Annotated in this window: 11 protein-coding genes; 4 read left to right on the forward strand and 7 right to left on the reverse strand. The window is 58.0% G+C overall.

All coding sequences use genetic code 11. The features are described from left to right. Positions 1 to 59 precede the first annotated feature (59 nt). From J0X15_RS07055 to J0X15_RS07075, 5 genes are all read right to left on the reverse strand, one after another. Positions 60 to 4,205 carry a hypothetical protein gene (locus J0X15_RS07055; RefSeq protein WP_209015122.1) on the reverse strand — a complete coding sequence of 1,382 codons (4,146 nt, stop codon included), beginning with the start codon at positions 4,203 to 4,205 and terminating at the stop codon, positions 60 to 62. Positions 4,206 to 4,286: 81 nt separating this feature from the next. Next, entirely contained in the window at positions 4,287 to 4,979 is a 693-nt protein-coding gene (locus J0X15_RS07060; RefSeq protein WP_206939182.1) for a MotE family protein, read from the reverse strand. Next, the gene (locus J0X15_RS07065) at positions 4,976 to 5,707 is read right to left on the reverse strand and encodes a DUF6468 domain-containing protein (RefSeq protein ID WP_206939183.1); all 732 of its coding nucleotides are present in this window, start codon (positions 5,705 to 5,707) and stop codon (positions 4,976 to 4,978) included. The genes J0X15_RS07060 and J0X15_RS07065 overlap by 4 nt, the downstream gene beginning before the upstream one ends. Continuing rightward, positions 5,704 to 6,936 (reverse strand): flagellar motor switch protein FliM, encoded by a 1,233-nt coding sequence (gene fliM, locus J0X15_RS07070; protein ID WP_206939184.1) that lies wholly within the window; start codon positions 6,934 to 6,936, stop codon positions 5,704 to 5,706. Before fliM ends, J0X15_RS07065 begins: the two co-directional genes overlap by 4 nt. A 45-nt stretch (positions 6,937 to 6,981) precedes the next feature. After that, positions 6,982 to 7,482: a flagellar basal body-associated FliL family protein gene (locus tag J0X15_RS07075; RefSeq protein ID WP_206939185.1), complete on the reverse strand. Its 501-nt coding sequence runs from the start codon at positions 7,480 to 7,482 to the stop codon at positions 6,982 to 6,984. Between the two features lie 284 nt (positions 7,483 to 7,766). Here J0X15_RS07075 and flgF point away from each other — a divergent pair, with 284 nt between their 5' ends. From flgF to flgH, 4 genes are all read left to right on the forward strand, one after another. Beyond that, positions 7,767 to 8,510, forward strand: a complete 744-nt coding sequence (gene flgF / locus J0X15_RS07080; protein WP_206939187.1) for a flagellar basal-body rod protein FlgF — start codon at positions 7,767 to 7,769, stop codon at positions 8,508 to 8,510. Between the two features lie 21 nt (positions 8,511 to 8,531). Next, on the forward strand, positions 8,532 to 9,314 hold the full coding sequence (gene flgG, locus J0X15_RS07085) for a flagellar basal-body rod protein FlgG (protein ID WP_206939189.1): 783 nt from the start codon (positions 8,532 to 8,534) through the stop codon (positions 9,312 to 9,314). Positions 9,315 to 9,326: 12 nt separating this feature from the next. Continuing rightward, positions 9,327 to 10,304 (forward strand): flagellar basal body P-ring formation chaperone FlgA, encoded by a 978-nt coding sequence (flgA, locus tag J0X15_RS07090; protein WP_209015123.1) that lies wholly within the window; start codon positions 9,327 to 9,329, stop codon positions 10,302 to 10,304. A gap of 65 nt (positions 10,305 to 10,369) precedes the next feature. Then, on the forward strand, positions 10,370 to 11,095 hold the full coding sequence (gene flgH / locus J0X15_RS07095) for a flagellar basal body L-ring protein FlgH (protein WP_206939334.1): 726 nt from the start codon (positions 10,370 to 10,372) through the stop codon (positions 11,093 to 11,095). Positions 11,096 to 11,342: 247 nt separating this feature from the next. Here the strand turns inward: flgH and dksA are convergent, their stop codons facing one another. After that, entirely contained in the window at positions 11,343 to 11,759 is a 417-nt protein-coding gene (dksA, locus tag J0X15_RS07100; RefSeq protein ID WP_206939193.1) for an RNA polymerase-binding protein DksA, read from the reverse strand. 165 nt (positions 11,760 to 11,924) lie between these two features. Then, positions 11,925 to 12,344 carry a flagellar assembly protein FliX gene (locus tag J0X15_RS07105; RefSeq protein ID WP_206939196.1) on the reverse strand — a complete coding sequence of 140 codons (420 nt, stop codon included), beginning with the start codon at positions 12,342 to 12,344 and terminating at the stop codon, positions 11,925 to 11,927. Positions 12,345 to 12,605: the final 261 nt, after the last annotated feature.

Genomic DNA, 12,605 nt, shown 5'->3' on the forward strand with positions numbered 1-12,605 from the left:
ATGTCGACAGCGGGCTTTTTGTTTGCTTGAAGCGCTAAGGGGTTGCCGACATCCAACTCTTAGCCGTTGTTCACATCCGGGCTCGGCTCTGTTGCCGCTTGCGGTTCTGCTTGCGGTTGGCCCGCATTGCGAGACGGTGTCATGTATTGGCGGCGATACTCTTCCATGAAGGTTTCCAGCTCGTCCGTGCCGGCCAGCTGATTGGCTACTTCCAGGAATTCCACACCCTGCGCCTGGACAGGACGTGTCACGACCTCAAAGGCCGATGCCTCCGGACTGTCAGCCATCTTGGTGATGTATTTGCTTTTCAAGCGATCCAGGCTCAACTGATCACCGGCCAACGAATAGGCGATCCCCGCCTTGAGCACATCACGGCGCTCGAGATCGTCCAGAGGAATAACATCCGACCAGCGCGAGCCATGCATCGCTTCCAGTTGCTCACCCGCTTCACGCCAACTCTGAGCAGCCCAGAAAGTGTCAGCCCGCAACCGGTCCACGTCGGTACCGCGCATGTTGCGCACCAGCTCAAGCGCCAGGTCCGGGCGACCACTGGCCGTCAAAGCCCTGGCTTCAACGATGTTGCGTTGGCGTTCCAGCGTGTTCGGCAGGCTAGATTGCCGTGTCTTATTGAGAACCCGCAGGGCTTCATCCGCCTTGCGATCCGCCAGATAGATGGCCGCAAGGTCGGCAGCGATCTGTGCCCGAGCTGATCCCTTCAGACGATTGTCCACCTGATGGCGCAACAGTTCAGCGGCCTGGTCCAGAAGATCCATTTCGACCAGACGTTTGGCCAGGCCACGCACCATTTCATCGCCTTGGCGTCCAATAGGTGTCAGTTCGCGGAAATCATAAAACAGAGCAAGGGCGCGCACTGGATCCATCTCGTCTGCCTTGCCATCGAGGAAAAGCGAGACGAACAGAGCATTCATTTCTTCCTGCAAAAGACGTGTCGTATCCGCATCCGGATTGGCCTGCACAGCGGATTTCATCGCCTCGAACCCCTCCCTGTAGCGGCCTTTTTCTGCATAGAGCTGGGCCAGGAAGCGCAGGGTCTTCAGTTCGATTTCATCGCCACGCCACGATGTGGCCAGACCAGCCAGCTGATCAATGGCTTCATCAATGGACAGCTCCCCATCCCTGTAGCGAATGCGCAAGGCCCGGTACTCGGCCTCTGCCGCGCGCGGACGGTCGCCAGACTTGGCAACATAATCGAAAGCGTTCAACGCTTCCTGCGACCTGCCGGAGGCATCGGCCACCCGCCCACGCAGAATGTCATACCGCGCCGCCTGAGCCGTTGAGACCTCCGAAGGCTCGATCTCGGCCAGAATACCGTTGGCGACGCCAAAATCATTGGCCTCGACCATCGTCATGGCAGCCGCAAGATTGAATTCGGTCTGGATCGGCGTTGGGTAGTTGCCGACCACTGCACGGCCCCGCGGAATTGCGATACGAGCGGACGTCCAGTTCTGCAATTCGGAATCGACGATGGTTTGCCAGACTGCCGCGTCAGGACTGTTCTTCAGGTCCGGCTGATTGAGATATTCAAAGGCTTCCTTCTCGCGCCCAGCCAATGTCAGAGCCGCCCCAAACATCATGTTAAAAGACGCGTCTTCAGCCAGAACCGGATCTTCTTCCAGCGCCAGTTGCATCAGTCCCAGAGATTCCTGCGCGAACTGGTGCGCCAGATAGAAGCGTGCCAGGTCCATGATCTCCTCGCGCCGACGCCCTTCGGGAGCCTTCGTAAGGCTGTCTTGCAGCGTGTTAAGCCGATCCCGGAACGTCATCGGGCCTTCCGTGCTGAGCGAGACGAACTCAACATAGCCCGACTCATTTGAATCGACCGCCGCGTTGAACGCACCGGTCCCGCGACGCAGATGGTTGTTGGAAAGCGCCAGCCCGCCATCCTTCTCAATGATCACATCGTCACCGAGGAGCTTCATCGTCACATCGTCGGTCTTCTTGACGATCGCCACGCCTTGTGCCGAGCTGAGAGCATCCAGATCGACAAACTTCTGTGCCTTCAACAAACCGCGAGGTGGACCATACCCTGTGACGACTCCAATCCGGTCGCCGACGAAAGGGTCCTCAAGCTCCCGGATGTTCTGCGGATCGCGATAGAGCACGCGCAGCACCGACCCGCCATCACCGCGCACATTGCGTTCAAGTTTCAGCGGAATGGACGGCTCAAGGATCATGTCGCCGATCACCAGGCTCCAGGCATTCCCATCCAGACCGACAGTCGCCAGAACCGGATCATTCAGGTCTAATCGAAGTATTTGGTAGCCTGGGCCTTCAGACACTGCAATTCGGTCAGCAGTACCAGCCAAAGCCGATTCCATGCCGCGTGTATCAATCGTCGCCTGAGTGTCGAAGACCATCCAGATACTGTCATTGCGCCGAAAGATCGCTGAGGAAACCGGCTCCAGAAATGGAAACACGACCCGGACCGTATTGCCGATCCGACGCGCTTCTGCGGACACAAAGTTTCGAACCTCATCGGCTGCATTCGCTGGCGGTTGTTCAGGAGATGGCCGCTCCTGCATCTGGGTTGTTGGTGCCTGTGCGCGCCAAGCCTCACTGCCTCCCTGCAAAGGCACGGCCGCCGGGACACCTGAATCCGTCATGGCAGGAGCCATTTCTGGCGCTTGCGCTGTCTCGACGCCCTGAGGCACTGCCTCCTCGGGCGCCTCGACAGCAACGGGTGCTTCCGCTGTATCTGCCGCTTCAGTCGGAGCTTGTTCCGGCTGGACCGGCACAGGCGGAATGGCAATTTCAACCGGTGGAACGGCTGCGTCGGTTTCCATCGGAGGAATGGCTGCCGTCAATTCCGTACCGCCGACAGGGTCTGGAATAGGCGTCGGTGCCACTGCAGCTTCGGAAATCTCCGTCAGCGGCAAGGCATCGGTCGTTGAACCTGCAAGATCCGCGGACTGCGACAAGGGATCGAGTGCATCACTCGGCTGGGCGAAGTCCTGAGGCGTCTGTCCATCACCTGGTGACACCGGCTGCGACGGTTTGGGAGCCGGTCTCCTGTCAAACTGCTGGGGGAGTACCGTTCCGAGCACAGCTGGATCAACCTCCGCAGAGGCGATCTGGACCGGTTGAACTGCGGCAGGCGCAATAGAGCTGCGCTGTTCCTGCTCCAGTTCGTCTCCACGAGGCGCCACGTTCTCGTTCATCTCCGGCTTGGGAGTGTTCTCGTCCCGAGCGCCGGGCGCTACGACCATATTTCGGCGATCAGGAGCAGGAGCGCCGTTCAGCTGCTCCTCAATGGCCTGATTGACCTCATCCTTCGGCGCTGAATTCGTGGAGGTCACATCGATGACGTAGGTCTGCTCCTCGCGGAAGGCCCGGATATCGGTATCCGGATCGATACGCATGAGAAACTTCAGCTTGCCCTGATCAAGAAAGGACGTTGCATCCACCACCCCCGGTGGCAGGTGGGCTCTCAACTCGGAAATATCCAGTTGAGCCGGATGGTTGAAAGACACCCGCACCAGGTCATCTTCCCGCACGAATGCTGTGTCGAAGGCGATGGACCAATCGAAAACAAGCCGGGTGAACGTCGGATGCACACCAATATGCAGATCGACCCTGGGGCCTTCCTTGGCTTGCAGACGGGCCTGTTCCAGCGCACGGACCTTGCGCATGGCCGCTTCAGCACGTTTGGCCAGATCACGCACCACATCGTCAGGCAAACCTGGCGGCAAGCCCTGCCAGTTCTTCGGCAGAATATCGATGAACAGCTTCTCACCCGCCTCGAGTGTGTTGATCTTGAACTGATCCTTCAAGGCAAATCGGATCGCACTTCCGTCCGGATCCCGGCGGGCGATGGCAACGTAGTCCTTGAGGATCAGCGGAACATTGTCGACATCGACATCGATCGGATCCTCAAACGCAATACGCAGCACCCCACCCGTCACGGCAGCATCATAAACCGGCAACAATGTGCGGTCCTTGAAGGTCAGAACCATCCGCCCATACCCCCCCTCTTCAGGAGTGGCGACCAGGGTCACAGGCTCAGGCGTTTGCGCCTGGGCTTTATCGGAAAACGGCAGGAGGCCTGTCAGGAAAAGGCAGGTAATGGCGATCAGCCATAGCGCAGGGATCGCCCAGCTAAACGCTGCACGTCCGGAGACAGAAAAGGCATCGCCTTTTCTTTTCGAATTCCAGAAGTGCTCCAGCACAATCGATCTCTGTTTCAAAGGGGCCACCATTGCCCCCTAGATTAGGTTAAGCGGTCTTAACGCGTCCTTACATCGACAGCCGAAATCCAAGGGTATACGTCAATTCGGTTGGATTTTTGGCAGTTCGGGAGACATTGGTGCCGCGGTGTTGTCTTGGCCAGCGCTATTGGCGATCGCCACGGTCAGACGTTCTGCCGTCTCAGGCGACATTCTGCCAAGGATATCGGCCATCTTGCGTGGCTTCATCTGCCGCACGACCCGGAGCATCACACTCAGGTCCAGTCGGTCGAAAATACGCGCAGCATCCTTCGGCTTCATGTTTTCATACATGGTCACCAAGGCAGCGATCTCGCCCTCTTCCTGCTTGCGCTTTTCCTCAACCTGCCCCTCGATACGTTGCTCGAGGCTCTTGAGTTCATTCACTCTTTTCTGGATACGCTCTTCAGTCGCCTGAAGCAGTTTCTCCCGCAGATCGAGCTGGTCTTCCTGCTGGTTCAACGTATCGCGACGCTTACCCAGGCTCTCGAGAACGGCGCGCTCTGCAGCAGATCCGCCAATCTCAAGCGAATCCGGAATGGCAGGTGGCATATCCGGTGCTGCTGCCGCGTCTGCAGCGCCCTCCGGCTCCATTGCCCCTCCAGCCGAGTCAGCATCGGCAGCCGTTTCCTGCGCAACGGCATGCAGCACCGGCGCAACACTCGAAACGTCAGCGCCCAGCACAAGACCAAGCACCTTAAGCGCCAAAAGGGCGCTCGCAGCAACGGCCAAACTGGGCAGCAGACGCAAATTCATGCAGCAGCGCCCCCGGTACGATTACGAAAGCGACCAAGTCGTTCAGTCGCTTCAGCTGCAGCGCTGCGAATATCGTTGGTGCTGACACGTCCCCGCGGTTGCGCAGGCTGCTCGGCATGACTATTTTGCGCATAGACCGGCTGAGGCTGATAGCCAGGTTGCGATCCCGCCTGCGGCTCCGCCATATGAGAATGCGGTACATGCCCAGGATGACCATGCACCTGCTGCCGACCGTTTTGCTGAGGCATGTATTGCTGTGGCATCTGCGAATGCGGCGCCATAGCACCAGGTTGTTGAGCATACTGCCCACCGTTAGGAGCTGCGCGCTGGTAGGGCGAAGCCACCTGGCCACCTACGTGGGCAGCAGCTTGTGCTGCAGAGCGTTCATCTGCAGCTGAGCGCGCTGCTTCGGCTATCTGGCTGATCCGGCTGAAAATTCTCTCCCCTTCCTCAACCTGAATGGCCAGGCTCGAAGAGAGCTTTTCTGCATCCTGCAGTCGGCAACCGAGGGTTTCATCCGCATCACGCGCCGTCGCCTTCAGGCTGAGAATGGCGCGCTCGGCGATTTCCGTCGCGGTCATCAACTCGGAGATTGTTGCCCGAAGAATTTCCTCGTCGGCCCGCAGGCGCTTCAGTCGCCGGTTGAGCACACCGCAATAGCCGATGGTCACAAGCAACAAGACGGCAACCAGCCCTTCAATGATCATTCCGAGTGGCAGGGAAGTCATGGTTGCTCCATTTCGCTTTGCATTGCGCGCTCGAAAGCGGCGAGAGTCATTTTCGGCTTTTTCAGATTACGTGACACACGAACGGCGATAGAATCTTCGATCTTTCCGATCGTGCCTTCCGTCAATGGAACGTTGCCGCATTTTATCTTCACTGGATCGCTTGGGTCGATGTCGAAAACCAATGTTTGCCCAACATCCAAGCTTAAAATCCGCCCCAGTGGCAGATGTGTCTCATAAAGAACCGCATCGACCTCGATTTCGGCAGCGCAAATCTCCGTTGCAAGGTGGCCCTCCCAGATCGGGTCGCGGCCGAACTTCTCCCCCATGAACATTTGCAGGAGCAGATCGCGAATCGGCTCCAGCGTTGCATAGGGCATCATGATCTCGACGGTGCCGCCGCGATCTTCCATATCGATCCGCAATTCAACGAGAATCGCCGCATTGGCGGGCCGTGAAATGGCCGCAAACCGTGGATTCGTTTCCAGTCGTTCCAGATTGAAATGTATCGGAGACAGCGGCGAGAAGGCTTGCTCCATGTCCTGCAGGATAAGCGCCACCATCTGCTGCACAAGATTGGTCTCGATGGTGGTGTAAGGCCGCCCTTCGACACGCACGGCAGAGGTTCCACGACCGCCGCCCAGAAGCACATCGATGATCGAATAGATCAGGCTGGATTCAACCGTCACCATGCCGAACCCATCCCATTCCTCGGCTTTGAAAACACCCAGGATGGCAGGAAGCGGAATAGAGTTCAGGTAGTCCCCGAACCGGACAGAACTGATAGAATCCAGCGACACTTCAACATTGTCGGAGGTGAAGTTGCGCAAGGAGGTCGTCGTCAGTCGAACAAGTCTGTCGAAGACGATTTCCAGCATCGGCAGGCGCTCATAAGACACCATTGCCGAGTTGATGAGCGCCCGAATACCGCTCTGGTCGCCGGCAATCGTGTCCTCAATATTGAACCCGAGGAGGTTGTCAATTTCCTCTTGGTTGAGAACACGGTCAGCGCCGCGTGTCGCGTTTTCAAGGTCAGGCTCGCTGTCATCGATCATTGCCGCCCATTGGGCAGCCATATCGTCACCGCTTCCGGCGCCCTGCTCTTCAAGAGCAGCACCCCAGGCAGCAGCCAGGTCATCGCCTTCGTCGCCCCCCGCTCCCTGTTCGGCAAGTGCGGCGCCCCAGGCGTCAGCCATGTCCTCTTCGCTCAGATCGTCGTCGTCGTCAGCCATGTCGAACCAATCATAATTCCAGTCAGATGCCGCAGAGTCGCGGGCCTACTGAACCAGAATCTCCTTGAACAGGACCCCGTCCACCCTAGCCGGGTAAACGGACACGTTGATGCGCCTGAGCAATTCTTCCTTCAGACGAAACAAACCGGCAGACCCTTCTAGGTCCGCTGGACGCAACTCACGCAGGTAAATTTGAAACGCATCCAGAATGCGTGGCAGATAGGGCTCGATCAGACCGATCATCGCCTTATCCTCAAGTTCAAGCGCGATACGCACCTTCAGGTATGTACTGCGACCGTCGGTCGCGAGATTAACAGTCATCTCGGGAAGGTCGTAGAAGACCACAGGCTTCTGAACTTCCTCAGTACCCTCTTCATTTTCAACGACACGCGGGGCGGCACTGTCACCCGACAGGAAGAAGTAAGCTCCACCACCGATGGCCAACAGGGCAACCAGCCCGATAGCCCCGAACAGGATCAGCTTCTTCTTGCCACCACCGGCGTCCGAGCCTTCTGCGTCTTCGTCAGCAGCAGTTTCGTCCGCCATGTTGTTCCCCGCTCTCAGCCCGTGAGATCGCCCCCCACGCGCATATAGTTACTAAAGAGTAAATGGTTAACGAGTCGTTACCAAATGGTTAACAACCGTAACCCGGCAAAAATTACCATCTGGTTAATATGTGCCGGAAAACCCTGCCGAGCGCACCCTGACAATTTTTCTTTTACCCAAGATTTTCAGCCATTTAGAAACTGGCACACCTTGTGCAATTGCATATTGCGAACTGTCGATCTGGGGAGATGGGCAGTTCTTCGGGGAGCATAAGGAAGTTTATTATGGAGAACGCGCAGCTCATAACCCTATCGCGCCAGACCGCGTTAAGGAATCAGCTGACCGTGGTCGCCAACAACATGGCGAACCTCAATACGTCTGGTTACAAGGCCCAGCGCCTTAATTTCGAAGAGTACCTGATGCCCGTCGCCGAAGCGACGGAGTTTCCTACTCCTGACGAAACCCTGTCCTACGTCCACGATTATGCCACGACCTTCAATTTCTCCGAAGGCGGCATTCGGACAACGGACAACCCATTCGACCTTGCGGTCGAGGGGGACGGTTTCTTTGCAGTGCAAATGGAAGACGGGACGGAAGCCTTTACTCGTAACGGCGCCTTTCATTTGGACGTTGGCGGCACACTGGTCACAGCAACCGGACGTCCGGTGCTGACCGAAGGTGGTCCAATCTCCTTCACCACTGAAGACGGTCAGGTAGAGATTGCCCGGGATGGCACGATCAGCTCCGAACTCGGAGCTCGAGGCCGCATCCGATTGGTCGATTTCGAAGACAAGCAGTCGCTCCTTCAGTTGGGAGAGAACCTCTACGTCGGCAATGAACCTCTTCCGATCCAGCCGATCCGCGGCGTGGTTCAAGGCGCTCTGGAAGAAGCCAACGTAGATGGGGTCGTCGAAATGACCCGCCTGATCGAGATCACCCGCGCCTATGAGAGCGTGACCAAGATGCAGTCCGACATGGATGAATTGCGCAAGACCGCAATCCAGACCCTCGGCACCCTCCAAGCCTAAATCCTGTAAGGATATGAGACCATGAAAGCACTGCATATCGCCGCGACAGGCATGAAGGCGCAGGAAACCAACGTCGAGGTCATCTCCAACAACGTCGCCAACATGCGGACCACTGGCTACAAGCGCCTGCGCGCCGACTTCCAGGATCTGCTTTACCAGAACATGCGCCGTGTCGGTTCCCAGACCTCTGCCGCAGGAACAATCGCACCAACCGGCGTCCAGGTTGGCTCCGGTGTCAAGACTGCGGCGACCTCGCGCATCATGTCTCAGGGAACCCTGGAACAAACGGACAAGGAACTGGACATCGCCATTCGCGGTGAAGGTTTCTTTCAGATCGAACTTCCTGACGGCACCACTGCATACACCCGAGACGGCTCTTTCGAACGAGATCCGAACGGCAACCTGGTGACGATTGACGGCTATACCGTTCAGCCGGGCATCAACATTCCAGAAGACGGCACCAACCTGTCCATCTCCGCCGACGGCACGGTCCAGGTGGCCGACGACAACGGCAACCAGGTGACACTCGGCCAGATGCAGCTTGCCCGCTTCGTCAACAAGTCCGGCCTGGAATCCATCGGAGACAACCTCTACCTGGAAACCGACGCCAGCGGCGCCGCCCAGACCGATGATCCGGGCAACAACAACTTCGGCGATCTGCAGCAAGGCTATGTCGAAGCCTCGAACGTCGAAGCTGTCACGGAAATTTCCGACCTGATTGCCGCCCAGCGGGCCTATGAGATGAATTCGAAGATCATCCAGGCAGCTGACGAGATGCTCTCCACAACCAGCAACATTCGCTGAGGAGTTGGACTGATGCTTCGCCTAATCGCCCTCGCCGCCTGCATGTTGGCCGCTCTTGCGGTGACGCCTGTCAAGGCCAAATCAGGTCCGGTGCTCCGATCCGAGATTTCGATCCTGGCGGAACTCGTCACCGTTGGCGATTTCTACCAGTCTGCAGGCGCCTACGCCTCCGTGCCGCTGTTTCAGGCCCCGGACATCGGTGTCACCGGATCCGTTCCGGCTGAAGATGTCGCCCGCCGCGCCCGCGCAGCAGGATTGACGGGGGCCGGAACCGACGGCCTGAGCGCCGTCACGGTTCACCGCCGTGCCGAGATTTTCGATGCGGAACGGCTGAAGCGACTGAGTGCAGCAGCCTTGGCGGAACGCGATGCCAGTCTGACAATAGCGGACCTGGATATCTCCTTCTTCCGTGACCCCGCACCGCTGCAGGCCGACCCTGCCGACATGGAACCTGTTCGGGTGGATCAGGTGTTGTGGTCCCGCAATGACGGGCGCTTCACCCTGACCTTCTCGGTAGCAGGCCCCCGCGGTCGCCAGCCCCTGACCCTTTCCGGCTACGCTCGTGAAATGGTCGAGGTCGCCGTCCTGGCCCGCCCGCTGTCACGCGGCAATATCTTGAAGGCGGAAGACCTGACTGTCGCGCGTCTGCCTATTCAGCAGGTTCCGGCTCGGTCGGTGGTCGATATTACGGAAGTTGTCGGCCTTGCAGCCCGCGTCAATATGCGGCCGAACAGCCCGCTGACCCGTACCAACTTTGAACGGCCGGTGCTTGTGACGCGCAATGAAAAGGTCACCCTGACCTTGCAGATGCCAGGCATGCGACTGACCACCCGAGGCCAGGCAATGGAGGACGGCTCCCAAGGCGATATCATCGACATCATGAACCTGGAATCCCGCCGGATCGTCACCGCCGAAGTCGTCTCTCGCGGTCAGGTCCGCATCCTGTCCCCCGCCGCACGCGTCGCCAGCCTTGAAGGAGCCGTCGAATGACCCTGCTGCACCTTTCCCTGCGCAATCGACGCTCCCGTCTCCATCAGTTTGCACGTGGCGCCTCGATGACCGCCCTGACCTTGCTTGCCGCCACATTGGCTGCCTGCGGCACGGCGGACAAGCTGGCCCAGGTCGGTCAGCAGCCACACCTGAATGCCATACAGGATCCACGCACGACCCCCGGCTATCGGCCGGTACAAATGCCGATGCCCGAGCCGCAAAGCGCTCACTACAGTCCGAACTCGCTGTGGCGCTCCGGTAACCGGGCCTTCTTTGAGGATCAACGCGCCAAACAGATCGGCGACATCCTGACGGTGGTCGTGACCATTTCTGACAGCGCCCAATTTGACAACCAGACTGACCGCTCACGCTCAGACAGCACCTCCGCAGGCGCCGGTGGCGCTCTCGGCACGGCACTCGATATCATCGGCCTGCCGGCAGGCGTATCCGCAAGCGATCTGGCCTCCATCGACAGCAGCTCAGCCTTCTCCGGCTCTGGCAGCGTCGACCGCGAAGAAAAGCTGGAAACGACCATTGCAGCAGTCGTCCTGCAGGTTCTCCCGAACGGCAATATGGTGATCGAAGGGCGGCAGGAAGTGCGCGTCAACAACGAGGTGCGTGAGCTGGTGGTCGCAGGTGTCGTCCGACCGGAAGACATCACCTCCGAAAACACAATCGCCAGCGAGAAGATCGCCGAAGCCCGCATCGGATATGGCGGCCGTGGTCAGCTGACAGATGTTCAGCAACCTCGCTATGGCAGTCAGGTCCTGGACATCATGCTGCCTTTCTGACCCCGGCCGTTTCCGCCAGGGTGCTCCCTCCCCTTTTCACAGTCCCCCTGTGGTCGGCCGGCGTTCTAGAAGCCGAACGACCACAGATAACGGGCACGATGTCTCGCTCCCCGAGCATCGTGCCCGTTTTCTTTGTCCCAGTTGCCGATCCAGAGTGGCAGTCCAAAAAGCCCGTCGCACAAACAAAAAAGGCTCACCCGCCAAGCGGATGAGCCTTGATTTTATTCGCCGAGATTGGCGAAGGTCATCAGTCGTCGCGATAAACTTTCTCGCGCCGCTCGTGAGCTTCCTGCGCCTCAATAGACAAAGTCGCGATAGGACGTGCTTCCAGACGGCGTACGGAGATCGGGTCTCCCGTTTCTTCGCAATAGCCGTATGTCTTGTCAGAGATACGCTCAAGCGCGTCATTGATCTTGGAGATCAACTTGCGTTGGCGATCCCTGGCACGCAGTTCAATAGACCGATCAGTTTCAGACGAGGCCCGGTCAGCGAAGTCCGGGTGATTCTGACTTTCTTCCTGAAGGTTCGCAAGGGTTTCCTTGCTTTCCCGAAGAATGTCATCCTTCCAGGCGAGCAACTTGTTCTTGAAGTACTCGCGCTGCCTTTCATTCATGAACGGCTCGTCGTCCGAGGGTCGATATGCAGACTCAAGTTCAACCGTCATCGATAGCTCCGGATTACCGTTAGGCCGGGCGCAATATATCCCCACGCACCGCAACCCACAACGGTCCATTTGGTAAAATTGACGCCAGTGAAAGTTTAGTTAATTCAATTGGATACATCGAAAAGCTTACATAGCCATCACAGTACTGCCCACCGCTGCGTCACCTTAATCGTAGAATCGGCCGAGTTTCGCCAGCTCTACCTTGGCCCGCAGTTCGATCTCTCGGAGCACGGCTTCGACCTTTTCGTCGCCGCTGTCGATCTCGTCCGACAGCCGGCTGCTAAGCCGCTCCAGCCGATCTTCCGAGACACGCCCCGCCAGCAGGTCGGCCTTCAGCTGATCAAGCGTATCGAGCAGATCGTGCCCGCGCTGTGTAGCCTGCCGCTTGCGGTTCGGTTCTTCTTCCACTTCCTGCAGAGCCAACAGGGCATCCATGCCATGAATGCCACTCGAACCAGACATCGCCCCGGCCTGAGAGGTTTCAGTTCCAGAATCCAGCGTGAACGCGCCGGAAGCGCCACCGGCCTTCTTCTTCGAGCCACGCCCCTGCACACCCGTTACCGGGGATTGTCCGTTGATCCGCATGAGCTCCATCCGTTTCTTGTCAGCTGCGTTGCCAGAACATCACCTGATGCACGCCCGCAGACGTCAGAATCTTCCCCATAGGGTAAATGAGTCCGGGGGGAATCGGCAATATTTGCCGAACGCTTCCACACCACTCATTCTTAAAAACGCAAGAAGAACGAAGTTATATTATAAAAATCAGTTACTTAATCAGAACTCTGAACCCTTTTCCAAACTGGCATGACCCTCGCATATTGCCAAGCGAAGCTCGAAGTTCATGTG

The organism is Roseibium limicola (genome assembly GCF_017313085.1).
Taxonomy (GTDB): domain Bacteria; phylum Pseudomonadota; class Alphaproteobacteria; order Rhizobiales; family Stappiaceae; genus Roseibium; species Roseibium limicola.